This is a genomic window from Nonomuraea sp. NPDC052634 (assembly GCF_040678535.1).
GTDB classification, from domain to species: Bacteria; Actinomycetota; Actinomycetes; order Streptosporangiales; family Streptosporangiaceae; genus Nonomuraea; species Nonomuraea fastidiosa.
The window spans coordinates 300,927-315,528 of record NZ_JBFATY010000002.1; the positions used below are offsets into that span (position 1 = coordinate 300,927).

Here is a 14,602-nt window from a genome sequence, read left to right on the forward strand (position 1 = left end):
GGTCTCCGAACGGTCTCTAGAACACCTAAGAGGACATCGTGGGGCGACACCGCACAGACGATCTCGACGGCGATTACAGAGCCGGCGAACCCCTCCCGCGCAAGCGACCGAGGAACAGCCGGGGCAAAGTGCTCGTACCGCTGGCCGGTGCCGTCGCGATGGCCGTCCTGCTGGGTGTCGCGGCGTACGTCATCATCACCCGCGACCATGACTGCACCGGCGGCAGGATGCCGCTGCGCGTGGTCGCGGCCCCCGACATCCAGCCCGCGCTCAACAAGATCGCCGGCCGGTACAACAAGGCGATGCACACGGTCGACGGCAAGTGCGTCGAGGTGACGGTCGCCAAGGAGGACTCCGCCAGGACCGCGAACAAGGTCGCGGCCGGCAAGGTCAACGCCGACCTGTGGGTGGCCGACTCCAGCCTGCTCATGGAGAGCATGCGCCAGGCGCCGGGCGGCGAGGCGCTGCCGCAGGTGGAGGGGTCGATCGCGACGTCGCCCGTGGTGCTGGCGGCGGCCAAGTCCGCGGCCGGCAAGCTGACCGGCGCGCTCCAGCCGAGCTGGATCTCGGTGATCTCCGCGGCCAACGTGGCCAACGTGGACGGCCCCGGCAAGAAGGTCAGGGTGCTCGCCCTCGACCCGCAGAAGAACTCCGCGGGCCTCGCGGCCCTGCTCGCCGCGGCCGGCACGGCCAAGGAGGCCGGGCAGGACAAGGCGCTGGTGGGCGCGCTCAAGGAGCTGTCGGATCAGCTCGTGTCCGACTCGACGGCGCTGCTCGCCAGCCTGACCGTCAAGCCGGGCAGCAAGGTGCCCGTGGGCGTCACCTCCGAGCAGGCCATCTTCGCGCACAACAACAAGAAGCCCGAGTCGCCGGTCGTCGCCCTCTACCCGAAGGAGGGCACGCTCAGCCTCGACTACCCGGTGACGACCCTCGCCAAGGACCCGCAGGTGCTGAAGGCCGCCGCGGACTTCAAGCAGGAACTGTCGTCCGAGGCGTCCGGGAAGACGCTGCGCGACGCGGGTTTTCGCGGCGTGGACGGCAAGGCGGGCAAGGCGCTGACCGAGGCCGACGGCTTCGACGAGGACACGCCGGCCCCGCTCGACCCGCCGGACGGCCCCACCGTCGCGCGCGTGGTGCAGACCTGGACCCGGCTGAACCTCGGCACCCGCCTGCTCACGCTGCTCGACGTCTCCGGCACGATGGCGCTGCCCGTGCCCGGCACCGGCATGACCCGCATGCAGGCCATCAACAAGATCGCCACCGAGGGTCTCGCGCTGTTCCCGCCGGGCTCCGAGATGGGCCTGTGGACGTTCTCCACGCACATGGACGGCAAGGGCAAGGACTGGAAGGAGGTCGTCCCGCTCGGCCCGCTCACCGAGTCGGTCAACGGCACGCTGCGCAAGGAGATGCTGGTCAGGACGTTCGCCCAGCTCAAGGCCAAGGAGACGGGCGACACCGGGCTGAACGACACCGTCAAGGCGGCCTACACGCAGCTCACCAAGACCTACAAGCAGGACAAGGTCAACACCCTGCTCATCCTCACCGACGGCGCGGGCAACGACGACCCGGACGGCGGCGTCGAGAACGCCGAGCTGCTGCGGTTCCTCAAGCAGACCTACAACCCGAAGCGGCCGATCAGCATCCTGCTGATCGCCTTCGGCCCCGACGCCAAGAAGGGCAAGCGGCAGATGGAGGCGCTGGCCAAGGCGACGGGCGGCGAGGCGTACATCGCGGAGGACATCCTCCAGGTCCGCGACTTCTTCCTGCGGGGCATGGAACGCCGCCTCTGCACCCCGAATTGCGACGACTGATGGGAAACCCGCCCTCCATGCCCATTCGGTATGGGGGGCGAACCCGTACGAACCAGGCCGCGTCCTCCTTGCGCGTGGGGCTCCGAAGCCCGGTCCACCCGCGGGGAGGGGATGTCCGTGCCTGGATGGCCGACCGTCGATCGCGCCGACGAGCAGGAACTGATCGAGGCGCTGCGGCGCGCGGACACCGAGGCTCCCGCCAGGCTCTACGACTTCTACGGCGAGCGGCTGCACGACTACGCCTACGCGCTGTCGGGCGATCGCGACCTGGCCGCCGACTCGGTGCACGACGCGCTGGTGACCGCGCACGGCTGCGCCGAGCGCCTGAAGGAGCCGGCCAAGCTGCGGGCCTGGCTGTACGCGCTGACCAGGTTCCAGGTGCGCGCCCGCCTTGCGCACCGCCCCGGCACCCCGCCCGCCGGGCTCCCGCTGCCCGACCCGGCCGAGCACGACGATCCCGAGCTGGCCGACCTGGTCCACGAGACGCTGGGCGAGCTGCGCAGGGGCGAGCGCGAGGTGCTGGAGCTGTCGCTGCGCCACGGCCTGACCCCGGCGGAGGTCGGCGCGGTGCTCGGGCTGACCGGCCGGCAGTCGGCGGCCAGGCTGAGCCGGGCCCGCGACCATCTGGAGATCGCGGCCGCGGCCGTGGTGCTGGCCAGGACGGGACGGGCGCACTGCCCCGACCTGTCGGCCATGGTGGACTCGTGGGAGGGGCCGCTGACCCCGCTGCTGCGGCGGCGGCTGTCGGGGCACATCGGCGGGTGCGAGGTGTGCACCGAGCGGCGGCACCGGCAGGTCTCGGCGGCGCGGCTGCTCGACATGGTGCCGGTGGCGTACCCGGGGATCTCGCTGCGCCGCCGGGTGATCGACACGTGTGTCAGCCCAGAGCTGGACGAGACCCGCGAGCTGATCACCGACCGCGGCGACAGCTTCGACCGCAGCGGGTTCCCCGTGGCGCACGACGAGCGCCCGCGCCGCCACAGGTCGCGCCGCCTGGGTCCGCTCATGCTGGCCGGCGCCTGCCTGCTGGCCGCGACGGGCGCGGTGGTGGTGATCAACGGCTCGGACGCCGCCGAGGTGGGCACGCTCCGCTCCCGCCCGGCGCCGGCCACGACGCCGCCGCCCGCGGAACCCGCCGAGGAGCCGCAGTTCACCGAGGACACCCAAGACACCGAGGACACCGAGGACACCGGGGGGACGGAGCCGGAAGAGGAGCCGAGCCCGTCCCCGTCGGCCGGCCGTACGCGCTCGGCCACCCCTCCCCCGGCCTCGCGCCCGGCCGCGGCGCGGCCCAGGAGCCGCCCCGCCGCCCGGCCGACCGCCACCCGTCGCAGGCCCGCGCCGGCCGCCAAGCTGATCGCAACCTGCCCGCGGTCGATCGCCGGCACGGGCGAGATCGGGCTGCGCGCACGCAACGCGGCGGTCTCCTGGGTGGCGACCGCCTCGCAGGGCCTGGAGGTGTCTCCGGAGAGCGGCTCGATCAGGGCGGGCACCACCGTGAAGGTCCGGGTGACGGCCGCGGATCCGTTCGAGCCGGGCACCGGCAGGATCGCCTTCACCTCGAACGCGGGCACCGCCACCTGCACGGTGTCGTGGCAGGGTGAGGAGATCCCGGAGCCGCCGACCGGCCTGCCGACGGAGGACGACGAGCCGTCAGCGGCGCCCACGTCCGGGGTGGCCACGTCGCCGGCGGACGCGTCCGGCTCCGCGCTGGAAGCGACGGATGCGGAGGCTCTGCGTAAAAGCGATGCAAACAGACAGTAGATCGCCCAAACCGAACGACAAATAGGTATATATCGGACCCTGGCTCGAAGATCCTAGGTCACATAGGGCATTCTGGTGTGCTTGGGGACCGCTTCGGGGCCGGCGATCACTTGACCGTGTGTTGAAGGTCACACGAATTTCTTGCGCCTGCCAGTAAACCGGCGCGCGTCGCCAAGCGTCGGCATTGACGTGTTGAGGCGCCGATTGATCCCATGAATTGCGATCGATCGGCGTTCTCACCAGCAAGGCAGGAGAAAGACAGGAGATGCTCAAGCAGCACCGCAGAGCGCTGGCCTGGCTGGTCGCGCTCGCCTGCATCGCAGGGGCGGTCATCGCGCTGTTCGATATCGAGACACCCCTGCGCCCGTTCCTGATCTCCTTGTTCCTTCTGGTCGTTCCAGGGGCGGCAGTGGTGGGACTGTTGCGCGATCGTGACCCCCTTGCCGCACTCTCCGTGGGAGCAGCCGCGAGCCTGGTGCTCAACGTGTTGCTCGCCGAGGCCATGCTGCTCTTCGACGCGTGGTCGCCCCGGGCCGGTGTCGCGACGGTCGCTGTGCTCGGCGGGTTCATGTACGTGCTTCGGGTGTTGTACCGGGGGAACCGCATGCAGACCGAACAGGGGGCCAGGGCAAGGTGAACATCCAGGTAGTCCGGCCCAGAGAACTCGGCGAGTCCGAGCGGGCGCGATGGCGCGAGCTGCAGAAGGCCGATCCGAGTCTGGACAACCCGTTCCTGTCGGTCGAATTCGCCGTGGCGATGGACCGTTTGCGCGACTACGTGAGGGTGGCGGTCATCTCCGACGGGGGGCGCATCGTCGGGTTCTTCCCGTACGAGCGGCACAGTTTCGGCATCGGCAAGCCGCTCGGCGGCTTCCTCACCACGTGCCACGGCCTGATCTCCGAGCCCGGGCTGAAGCTCGACGCCAAGGCTCTGCTTCGTGCCTGCAAGCTCAGCGTCTACGACTTCGACCACCTCGTGGCCGGCCAGCCGACGTTCGCTCCGTACGAGTCGGACGTCAGGCCCGCGCCCGTGATGGACTTCACCTCGGGCTTCGACGCCTGGCTCGAGCAGGTCAAGGCCAATTCCCCCAAGAACCTCAAGACCGTCAGGTACAAGGAACGCAAGCTCGGCAGGGAGCACGGCGAGCTGCGCCTGGAGTGGGCTTCGGCCGACCCCGAGGTGCTGCGCACCCTGCTGGCGTGGAAGTCCGACCAGTATCGGCGGACCGGCCGGGTGGACAGGTTCGCCCAGCCGTGGATCGTCGAGCTGACGGACATGATGCATGCCGAGAACTCAGCGGACTTCGCGGGCGTGCTGACCATGCTCTATGCGGGTGACGTGCCGGTGGCCGGGCATTTCGGCCTCCGTACGGCCACCACGCTCGTAGGGTGGTTCCCCGCTTACGACACCGAGTTCGGCCGCTACTCGCCCGGAATGGTGCACCATATGCGGATGGCCGAGGCCGCCGCGAAGGCGGGGCTGCACATGGTGGACATGGGCAAGGGCGGCAAGGAGTACAAGGACTGGCTCAAGAGCGGTGTCCTCTATGTCTCCGAGGGCCGCGTCTCGCGGCCGTCGGCGACGGCGGCGGTGCACTGGATGGGCCGAACTCCTTTCAACAAGGCCCGAACAATTGTCATGGATCGGCCGTCTCTCTATAGAGCGGCCGACCGTGTGCTCAAGGGCTTCGGTCGGGTGCGCACCTCGATGCAACATCAGGAGTCACCCAATGCGGTAAGTCAGGAACCAACGGGAGCACGTTAGACCGCTCCCGAGCAAGACCCGGCACAGCACCAACACCCTCACTCCACTGGACCGTCGAAAGCACCGTCCGCCGGTTTCGCCGTTGCCGCAGCACCCGGGAACGGTTCACAAGCCGGTGGGCGGTGCCGGTCCCGGAAGGAATCCCTCGCTATGAGTCCCGAGATAACCAAGCACAACGGCAAGGTCCATTCCGCACCGCTGCGGTCGATGCCGCCGCCTTCCAGCTTCACGCCGGTGACGCCCCACCTGGCCATCTCCCCGACCGTCAGCGTGGTCGTACCGGCGATGAACGAGGCGGAGAACCTCCCCCACGTCTTCGCCACCATCCCGCAGTGGGTGGACGAGATCGTGCTCGTGGACGGCAACTCCGTCGACGACACGGTGGCCGTGGCCAAGCGGCTGCGGCCGAACGTCAAGGTAGTGACGCAGAAGGGGAAGGGCAAGGGCGACGCCCTGGCCGCCGGCTTCGCCGCCTGCACCAGCGACATCATCGTGATGATCGACGCCGACGGCTCGACCGACGGCCGCGAGATCATCAACTTCGTGGGGGCGCTGGTGACCGGCGCCGACTTCGTCAAGGGCTCGCGTTACGCCGCCGGCGGCGGCAGCGACGACCTGACGCTGAACCGGCGTCTGGGCAACAAGATCCTCACGGGGATCGTCAACATCATGTACCGGACCCAGTACACCGACCTCTGCTATGGCTACAACGCGTTCTGGGCGCGTCATCTGGACGTGCTCGACCTCGACTGCGACGGCTTCGAGGTGGAGACCCTGATGAACGTGCGTGCCGCCAAGGCGGGGCTGAAGGTGCAGGAGGTGCCGAGCCACGAGCGCAACCGCATTCACGGCGAGAGCAACCTGCACGTCATCCGGGACGGCTTCCGCGTGCTCAAGACCATCCTGAAGGAGTGGCGCCGCCAGCCCACTCCGCCCCGACCCGAGCCCGCCACCACCCCGACCGCCGACCGAGGCGTCGCGTAAAGGATCTCTGTGAACACGTCTGTTGTCATCTGCGTCTACACCGAGGAGCGGTGGGAGGACATCAGGCAGGCAGTCGAGTCGGTCGAGAACCAGACGCGCCCGGCACACGAGCTGATCCTGGTGGTCGATCACAACCCCGACCTGCATCTCAAGCTCAAGCGCGAGTACCCGCAGGCGATCGTGGTCGAGAACACGCACGAGAAGGGGTTGTCCGGCGGCAAGAACACCGGAGTGGCCACGGCCAACGGAGAGATCGTCGCGTTCCTCGACGATGACGCCGTAGCCGACCCCGGGTGGCTGGAGGCTTTGGAGGAGGGCTTCCAGGAACCTGGTGTCGTGGGCGTGGGCGGCCGCACCGACCCCCTGTGGGCGTCGGGGCGGCGGCCCTCGTGGTTCCCGCACGAGTTCGACTGGACGGTCGGCTGCACCTACCGCGGCATGCCCACGGTCAGGGCGCCGATCCGCAACGTCATGGGCGGCAACGCCGCCTTCCTGCGCGACGCGGTCACCGAGGTGGGCGGCTTCCACAGCGGCATCGGCCGCAGCGTGCAGGGACGCAAGTCCCGCCCGCTGGGCTGCGAGGAGACCGAGTTCTGCATCAGGCTCTCGCAGCGCAAGCCGGGCTCGATCATGCTGTACGAGCCGCGCGCGGTGATCGGGCACAAGGTGTCCGAGCAGCGCGAGCGGTTCTCGTACTTCAGGTCCAGGTGTTACGCGGAAGGGCTGTCCAAGGCGCTGGTGACGCGCGAGGTCGGCACCCAGGACGGGCTGTCGAGCGAGCGGGCCCACGCCATGAAGACCCTGCCGCTCGGCGCGCTCCGCGGGGTCGGTGACGCCCTGCGGGGCGACCTGAGCGGGCTCGGCCGGGCCGCCGCCATCGTCATCGGGCTGGCCTGGACGACCTGGGGTTACGTCGTCGGCTCCGTACGGTTGAAGGTGGCCCAGAAGGGGGCGCAGAAAGGGACGCAGAAGGGGGCACAGGAGGGGGCGCAGGAGGGGGCACGGTCATGACCCGCGTACCGATCCTGATGTACCACTCGGTCACCGACACGCCCAACGCCGACACCAGACCGCACGCGGTGCGGCCGTCGGACCTGGAAGAGCAGCTGGCGTACCTGAAGGAGAGCGGCTTCACCCCGCTCACCCTGGGCGACCTGGTGGCCGCGCTGAACAAGAACAACGGCCGCTCGTTGCCCGACAAGCCGATCGTGGTGACGTTCGACGACGGGTACGCCGACTTCCACAGCCACGCGCTGCCGCTGCTCGAACGCTACAACTTCCCGGCCACGGTCTTCCTGACCAGCGGCTGGGTCGCCGACGCCGGCAAGGACGCCGCTGGCCGGCCCCTGGACAGGATGCTGTCCTGGGGCCAGGCCCGCGAGGCCGCGCAGACCGGCATCGAGATCGGCGGTCACAGCCACAGCCATCCGCAGCTCGACCAGCTCCGCATGGAGGACCTGCGTCAGGAGCTGCGCAAGAACAAGGGCCTGCTGGAGGAGAAGATCGGCACCCCTGTCGCCACCATGGCCTACCCGTACGGGTACTCCAGCGCCCGCGTGCGCCGTGAAGTGCGTAAAGCCGGATACTTCGCCGCTTGCGCCGTGAGCAACACGATCGCCGCAGATCGTCACGACATGCTCGCCATCCCCCGGTTGACGGTCGGCAAGCACACGACCATCAACATGTTCAAGCGCGCCGTCGAAGGCACCGCCGTACCTCTCATCTACCTGCGCGAACGCATCCTCACCAAGGGGTACGCGGTCGTCCGCAGGACGCGGTACGGGCTGCAGCGGGTGCGCGGAAATGTCTAGGGTCTGGGCGAGAGTCGTCACCGACCTGCGCAACCCGCTGTTCCGCCAGGGCTACGCGCTGATGGCCAACACGGTCATCACGGGCGTGCTCGGCATGGGCTACTGGCTGCTCGCGGCCCATTACTACACGCCGGAGGAGTTCGGCCGCGGGCAGGCCGTCATCACGGCGATGCGGCTGTTCGCCTCGCTGACGGCGCTGGGTTTCGTGGGGGCGCTCGCGCGCTTCCTGCCGATCGCCGGCCGCCGCACCGCCGAGCTGATCCTGCGCGGGTACGGCCTGGCCGCCGCCACCGGCGGGGTGGCCGCGCTCGGCTTCCTGCTGACGCTGCCGCTGTGGGGCAAGACGTACTCCGTGCTCGCCGGGTTCGGGCCCGGCCTGTTCTTCCTGGCGTCCGTGGTGGTGTGGGCGGTCTTCACGCTCCAGGACGTCGTGCTGACCGGGCTGCGCCGCGCGCCGTTCGTGCCGCTGAACAACCTGATCTTCGGCCTGGTCAAGATGGGCCTGCTGGTGGCGCTGGCCGGGGCGCTGCCCAGCGGCGGCATCTTCGTCTCGTGGGTCATCCCGACCGCGCTCGCGCTCATCCCGGTGCAGTGGCTGATCTTCGGCGTCGTCGTACGCCGGCACGTGCGCGAGTCCGACCCGGTGCGGGAGCCGCCCAGGCTGCGTGACGTCGGCCGCTTCCTGGCCGGCGACTTCCCCGGCACGCTGTCGATCCTGGCCATCGTCTACCTGGTGCCGGTGGTGATCGCCACTCAGGTCGGCGAGGCCACGTTCGGCCGCTTCTCGATGGCGCACACCCTGGCCAGCATGATCGAATTGCTGGCCATGAACATGGCGGTGTCGCTGACCGTCGAGGGCTCCTTCGACCGGGCCGCGCTGGCCGAGAACTGCCGCCGGGCGCTGCGGCGGGCGTTCATGATCGTGGTTCCGATCATCGCGGTGGCGGTGCTCGGAGCGCCGCTGATCCTGCGCATCTTCGGGTCGGAGTTCGCCGAGGAGGGCACGCTGCTGCTGCGGCTGATGGCGGTGGCGGTGCTGCCCAGGGTGCTGATCGAGGTCTATTTGAGCGCTTTGCGAGCGCAGAGCAAGGCGCGGGCGCTGGCGGCCGTGCAGATCGGGCTCGCCGTGCTGGTGCTCGTCTCCACGATGGCGCTCTTCCCGTACTTCGGGGTCAATGCGGTCGGGTATGGTCTGCTCTTCAGTGAGCTGCTCGTCGCAGTTGTGATCTTCGGAAATCTTCGCAAAATCCTCAGAGTGGACGAAACTGGTCGGTCGCCTGTCACCCAGGGGTCGTCCGGGGCCGCATGATGGTCAACGTGAGGCAACGGGACGGCGATGGCAAGACCACGGGGACCAACGACTCCCCGGACGTTCGTGGTGACAAGGAGGAGTCGGACGTGCCCTTCGATCCGGACGCTACCGGGGTCATCCCGAAGCTGACGTTCGAGCCTTCTGCCGAGGAGGGCTCGAAGGCGGCCGGGGAACCCCCGAAGAGCGGCGACGAGGGCGCGGCCGACGCGGAAGAGACCACGGCCATCCGCCTGCCGATTCCCCTCACGTCCGATGCCGAGCCAGGTGCCGAGGACGGGAAGGCCGCCGCCTCCGGTGCCTCCAGCGCGGACGAGGAGGTTGCGGGCACGCAACCCATGAAGATCGCCGCGGCGCCGAAGATCGCCGACGCGCCCGAGACGGCAGACGCCAAGACGCAGAAGGCACCCACCGGCCAGGCACCGGCCGGCGGCGGGGCCGCCGCAAGCGCGACCGCTCCGGGCAGCGCCGCCCCCGGCGCAGCCACCGCGAGCACGACCGCTCCGGGCACCGCCGCCCCCAGCGCAGCCACCGCGAGCACGACCGCTCCGGGCACCGCCGCCCCTGACGCAGCCGCCGCGAGTCCGGCTGCCTCGGGCGGCGCGGGCCACGCCACCAGCGCCGGTGGTGCGAGCCCCGCCCAAGCCGGGCCGACCGGAGCCGGAGGTGGCCCCGGGAGTGCGGCCGGAGCCGGTGGGGCGCGGAGTCTGGCGGAGCTCGTGCAGCCGATGACCGCTCCCGGGCAGGCGCCGGGTGGGGTGGCGGTGCAGAGTCCGCCGATGAGCCCGCCCATGGGTCAGCCGGGCCGGCCCTTCCAGCAGCAGGCCGCCCCCGCACAGCAAGGGCAGCGAAAGCCGAGCGGGCTCAAGGCCAGGATCGGTGCGCTGATCGCCAGTGCGCCCAAGTGGCTCCCCGTGGTGCTGGTCCTTGAGGGCCTGGTCATGTACATCCTGGCGCTCAAGGTCCCCCCGGGCCCGATGCGCGGCGTGGACCCGGCCGACATCGACGGCCTCGGCCTGATCTCGGCCCTTCCGGCGACGGCGTTCATCGCCATCCTGATCATGATCGTGTCGTTCTTCGTCACGGTCTCCCAGAGCACGGACCGCAAGTTCCTGCTGCTGTTCCAGATCGCCGCGATCACGTTCGCCCTGCACGGGGCGGGCGCGCTGGTGGCGGAGCAGCCGCGCTTCCCGACGGCTTACATCCATGCCGGTTTCGTGGAGTTCATCGGCAGGACCGGCGATACGGCGATCAACATCGACGCCCGCATGGGCTGGCCGGGCTTCTTCGCGTTGTTCGCGTTCGTCACGAAGGCGGCGGGCATCAGCGACATGACGCCGATCCTGCAGTGGACGCCGCTGCTGTCGAACCTGCTCTACTTGCTGCCGTTCGTGCTCATCCTGCGCCAGGTGGTGGCGACGACGCGGGCCCGGTGGTTCGCGGCGCTGCTGTTCATCCTGGTGCAGTGGATCGGCCAGGACTACTTCTCGCCGCAGGGCTTCACGTTCGCGCTGTATCTGGCGTTCGTGGCGATCCTGCTGCGCTGGTTCGGCCGGGTGGAGCCGCGCACGAAGCCGATCCCGCCGAAGGGCCTGCGCAAGTGGATCGGCAAGCTGGACGCGATGACGCCGGGCGAGCTGGCCAACACCGGCACGTTCCGCGCCGACAAGCTGCTGATGCTGCTGATGCTCATCGCGCTGTTCCTGGCGTCGGTGGCCTCGCATCAGATCACGCCGTTCATGATGCTGGGCGTGCTGACGGCGTTCCTGCTGTTCAAGCGGACGACGCTGACGTGGGCGCTGCCGTTCTTCCTCGGCCTGATGGTGCTGGCCTGGATCAGCTACATGACGGTGGGCTTCTGGGCCAGCCAGATCGACACGATCTTCGGCGGCCTGGGCAACATCGTGCAGAACCTGCGCAGCAACACCGGCGACAGGATCGAGGGCACGGACCCGGCGCACGCGATCGTGCTGCAGGCCCGGCTGGGCATCCTCGCGGTCATCCTGGGCTGCGCGGCGGCGGGGTTGTTCCGCCGGCTGCGGCGCGGGGTGTTCGACCGCTCGGCGCTGATCCTGCTGTGCGTACCGGTGCTGGCGCTGGCGCTGCAGAGCTACGGCGGCGAGATCGGGCTGCGCATCTACATGTTCGCGCTGCCGGGCGCGTGCCTGCTGGCCGCGTACGCGTTCTTCCCGAACCTGCCGGCCGACAGCGCCGACGTGCGCGACGAGACGGTGCCGCTGCGCAAGCGCAACGTGCGCTTCAACCCGCAGCTCACCAGGAAGATCTCGCTGGTGCTCGCGGCCTGCTTCGCGGTGATGTTCGCGATGGCGTTCCTGGTGGCGAGGTACGGCAACGAGAAGTTCGAACGGGTCACCACCGGCGAGGTGGCGGCCCTGCACTACGTCTACGAGCACGACAAGCCGAGCGCCCGCGTGATCTACCTGGTGCCGAAGGAGGGCCCCGAGGTCACGCCGTCGATGCCGTGGGGTGAGCGGGACATCGAGCGGGTGAGCTTCGCCGAGCAGGCGCTGGTGTTCAAGGACCCGACGCGGATCGACAAGGCGGTCGCGAAGCTGAAGAGCCAGCCGCGCAACTCGTACTTGATGGTGAGCCGCGCCCAGGTCAGCTACCTGCAGCTCAACGAGGGCTTCCCGGACGACTGGGGCGAGCGGTTCCGCGCCGCGCTGGACAAGTCGCCGGACATCAAGCGGGTGTTCGCCAACGAGGACGCGGCGCTGTACACCTGGAAGAAGTTCGTGCGCGGCACGGAGATCCCCGAACCGCTGCCGTACGAGGGCCGGGGCGACCCGACCTCCCCGTGGACGCCGGTGGGCATCGCCGCGCTGGCCGTGACGTGGGTGGCGCTGTTCAGCTACGAGATCATCCGGCTGAACGGCCCGAACCGGGCGCCGCGCGCCCGCAAGCGGCTGCTCTTCCTGGCGATACCGTCGTTCGTGATCGCGTTCGGCGTGATCATCGAGCGGTTCATCTACATCGCGGCGAACAACTGACGCGCGTCACCGGGGAGGGTGATCGGCGTAGTACTTCAGGGGTACGCGGCCGATCCCCTCCCCGGCGTGACGACGATGACGCAGGCCGCTCCGTAGCGTCGCAGGCATGCGTCTCCCCTTACCTCGCAGCCTGCTGAACCTGATCGTGGCGGCCTCCACGGCGGCTCTCGTGGCGGCTCCGCTGTCGGGCACGGAGATCCCGGCCCCCGCGCCCGTCAAGCCGCCTCCGGGGCTGTCAGAGGCCCGCTACGCCGCCGTACGGCAGGGCATCGTGGCGGCGGAGCGGATGGCGGCCGAGCACGGCCACCGGCGCCGCGCCGAGGCGCTGCGGGCGATGGCGGACCCGGCGCGCCGCTTCCTGTTCTTCGACGGCCGCGACGGCGGCCGGTCGGCGGAGGTCTTCGGCGACCTCGCCACGGCCGAGCGGGTCGCGGTGCTGGTGCCCGGCTCGGACACGAGCCTCGAACGCTACGACAAGCTGCTGTCCGGCGCGCTGGCCTTACAGGCGGAACTTGGCGAGCGGGCGGCGGTGGTGGCCTGGCTCGGCTACCGGACGCCCACCACGTACGACGCCGCGCTGCTGACCCCTGACCGGGCCGACGCGGCGGTCCCGGCACTGCGGGCCTTCGTGGACGAGCTGGGGCAGGCCAGGGTGACGCTGCTGTGCCACTCGTACGGCGCCGTCGTCTGCGGCCGGGCCGCGCCCGTGCTGCCGGAGGTGGCGAACATCGTCCTGTTCGGCGCCCCCGGCACCGGCACCGCCGCCCCGCTGCGCACCCAGGCCCGGGTGTGGGCGGCGAGGACCGCGGGCGACTGGATCTCCCTGGTGCCGCACGCCCAGTTCGGCCTGCCGTTCGTCACGCTGGGCCTCGGCCTGGACCCGGTCGCCCCCGAGGCGGGCGCGCGCGTCTTCCCGGCCGGGGACGGCGGCCACAGCGACTATCTGCGGCCCGGCGCCCCGGCGCTGCACACCATCGCGCGGATCGTCTCCGGCGATGCGTGACCGCGTTCAGACGGCGAGGGCCAGGCCGGCGGCGGGCGGACCTTCGGCGCTGCGCGAGCTGCTCGAACGGGTCGAGCGGGCCACCCCCGCAGGCCGTGACCGCGCCATCGACGGGCTGCGCGCCCTGGCCATCGCCGGCGTGGTGCTCGGTCACTGGCTGGTGACGGCGCTGGTCGCCGACAGCGGCACCCTGCGCGGGGCCAGCCCGTTGCGCGAGCTCCCGGCGTTCACCCCGGCGTCCTGGCTGTTCCAGACGCTGGCGGTGTTCTTCCTGGTGGGCGGGCTGGTCGCGGCACGCGGGCGGGCCCGCGCCGAGCAGGGGTTCCGGGCGTGGCTGCGCAGGCGGCTGGCCCGGCTGTTCGCGCCGGTCATGGCCGTGGCCGCGGTGTGGTCGGTGATCGCGGTGACCATGCTGGCGCGCGGGGTGGCGGTGGACACCGTGCTCGCGCTGGCCGCGCTGGTGTGGTCGCCGCTGTGGTTCCTGCTGGTGTTCGGGGCGCTGACGGCGCTGACCCCGGTGGCGGCGAGGATCGGCCCCGCGTGGCCGGTGGCGGTGGTGGCGCTGGTCGATCTGGTGCGCTTCTGGCTCGGCGGTCCCGGCTGGCTCGGCTGGGTGAACGTGATCGCGGGGTGGCTGGTGCCGTACTGCCTCGGAGCCTCGTGGGCGGGCGGCCTGCCGAGCCGGCGTACGGGGTGGGCGCTGCTGCTGGGCGGCGCCGCCGCCACGGCCGTGCTGGTGCTGTGGGCCGGTTACCCGGCCTCGATGGTGGGCGTGCCGGGCGCGGCGGTCTCGAACCTCGACCCTCCCACGCTGGCCGCCGTCACTTTCGGCCTGGCGCAGTGCGGGGCGGCGCGGCTGCTGGCCGGCCCCTTGCGCCGGGCCCTGCGCCGCCCTCTGGCCTGGGCCGCCGTGGCCGTGGTGAACGTCCACGCGATCACGATCTTCCTCTGGCACCAGACCGCGATGATCGCCGTGACCGCCCTCGGCCTGCTGACCGGCGGCATCCTGCCGGGCCTGCACACCGCCCCTGACTCGGCGGCGTGGGTGGCGGCCCGGCTGGCCTGGCTGCCGGTGTTCGGGGCGGCACTGGTGGCGTGCTGCGCACTCGCCGGTGTCACGAGACCCGGGAGAGCCGGGGGCTGAA

11 protein-coding genes are annotated in these 14,602 nt (G+C 70.5%); all 11 read left to right on the plus strand.

The annotated features are described in order from the left end of the window. The first annotated feature begins 128 nt into the window (after positions 1–128). Entirely contained in the window at positions 129–1,811 is a 1,683-nt protein-coding gene (locus tag AB0K67_RS13995) for a substrate-binding domain-containing protein (RefSeq protein WP_364058401.1), read from the plus strand. A 117-nt stretch (positions 1,812–1,928) separates the two neighbouring features. Further along, positions 1,929–3,575 (plus strand): sigma factor-like helix-turn-helix DNA-binding protein, encoded by a 1,647-nt coding sequence (locus AB0K67_RS14000; protein ID WP_364058404.1) that lies wholly within the window; start codon positions 1,929–1,931, stop codon positions 3,573–3,575. Positions 3,576–3,840: 265 nt separating this feature from the next. After that, entirely contained in the window at positions 3,841–4,212 is a 372-nt protein-coding gene (locus AB0K67_RS14005) for a hypothetical protein (RefSeq protein WP_364058407.1), read from the plus strand. Further along, positions 4,209–5,339, plus strand: coding sequence for a GNAT family N-acetyltransferase (locus AB0K67_RS14010; protein WP_364058410.1), 1,131 nt, complete (start codon positions 4,209–4,211; stop codon positions 5,337–5,339). The genes AB0K67_RS14005 and AB0K67_RS14010 overlap by 4 nt, the downstream gene beginning before the upstream one ends. 150 nt (positions 5,340–5,489) lie before the next feature. Beyond that, positions 5,490–6,323, plus strand: coding sequence for a glycosyltransferase family 2 protein (locus tag AB0K67_RS14015; RefSeq protein ID WP_364058413.1), 834 nt, complete (start codon positions 5,490–5,492; stop codon positions 6,321–6,323). Between the two features lie 9 nt (positions 6,324–6,332). Then, positions 6,333–7,334 carry a glycosyltransferase family 2 protein gene (locus AB0K67_RS14020; RefSeq protein ID WP_364058416.1) on the plus strand — a complete coding sequence of 334 codons (1,002 nt, stop codon included), beginning with the start codon at positions 6,333–6,335 and terminating at the stop codon, positions 7,332–7,334. Then, positions 7,331–8,134 carry a polysaccharide deacetylase family protein gene (locus AB0K67_RS14025; protein ID WP_364058419.1) on the plus strand — a complete coding sequence of 268 codons (804 nt, stop codon included), beginning with the start codon at positions 7,331–7,333 and terminating at the stop codon, positions 8,132–8,134. The genes AB0K67_RS14020 and AB0K67_RS14025 overlap by 4 nt, the downstream gene beginning before the upstream one ends. After that, positions 8,127–9,443: a hypothetical protein gene (locus AB0K67_RS14030; protein ID WP_364058422.1), complete on the plus strand. Its 1,317-nt coding sequence runs from the start codon at positions 8,127–8,129 to the stop codon at positions 9,441–9,443. Before AB0K67_RS14025 ends, AB0K67_RS14030 begins: the two co-directional genes overlap by 8 nt. An 8-nt stretch (positions 9,444–9,451) precedes the next feature. Then, entirely contained in the window at positions 9,452–12,454 is a 3,003-nt protein-coding gene (locus AB0K67_RS14035) for a hypothetical protein (RefSeq protein WP_364058425.1), read from the plus strand. A 106-nt stretch (positions 12,455–12,560) separates the two neighbouring features. Beyond that, positions 12,561–13,457 carry an alpha/beta hydrolase gene (locus tag AB0K67_RS14040; protein WP_364058428.1) on the plus strand — a complete coding sequence of 299 codons (897 nt, stop codon included), beginning with the start codon at positions 12,561–12,563 and terminating at the stop codon, positions 13,455–13,457. Next, on the plus strand, positions 13,450–14,601 hold the full coding sequence (locus AB0K67_RS14045; RefSeq protein WP_364058431.1) for an acyltransferase: 1,152 nt from the start codon (positions 13,450–13,452) through the stop codon (positions 14,599–14,601). The genes AB0K67_RS14040 and AB0K67_RS14045 overlap by 8 nt, the downstream gene beginning before the upstream one ends. Position 14,602 lies beyond the last annotated feature (1 nt).

What these genes read in the sequence shown, in the direction of transcription:
- AB0K67_RS14045 (WP_364058431.1), top strand. Translation starts at nt 13,450, where the DNA reads ATGCGTGACCGCGTTCAGACGGCGAGGGCCAGGCCGGCGGCGGGCGGA.
- AB0K67_RS14005 (WP_364058407.1), top strand. Translation starts at nt 3,841, where the DNA reads ATGCTCAAGCAGCACCGCAGAGCGCTGGCCTGGCTGGTCGCGCTCGCC.
- AB0K67_RS14015 (WP_364058413.1), top strand. Translation starts at nt 5,490, where the DNA reads ATGAGTCCCGAGATAACCAAGCACAACGGCAAGGTCCATTCCGCACCG.
- AB0K67_RS14025 (WP_364058419.1), top strand. Translation starts at nt 7,331, where the DNA reads ATGACCCGCGTACCGATCCTGATGTACCACTCGGTCACCGACACGCCC.
- AB0K67_RS14040 (WP_364058428.1), top strand. Translation starts at nt 12,561, where the DNA reads ATGCGTCTCCCCTTACCTCGCAGCCTGCTGAACCTGATCGTGGCGGCC.
- AB0K67_RS14030 (WP_364058422.1), top strand. Translation starts at nt 8,127, where the DNA reads ATGTCTAGGGTCTGGGCGAGAGTCGTCACCGACCTGCGCAACCCGCTG.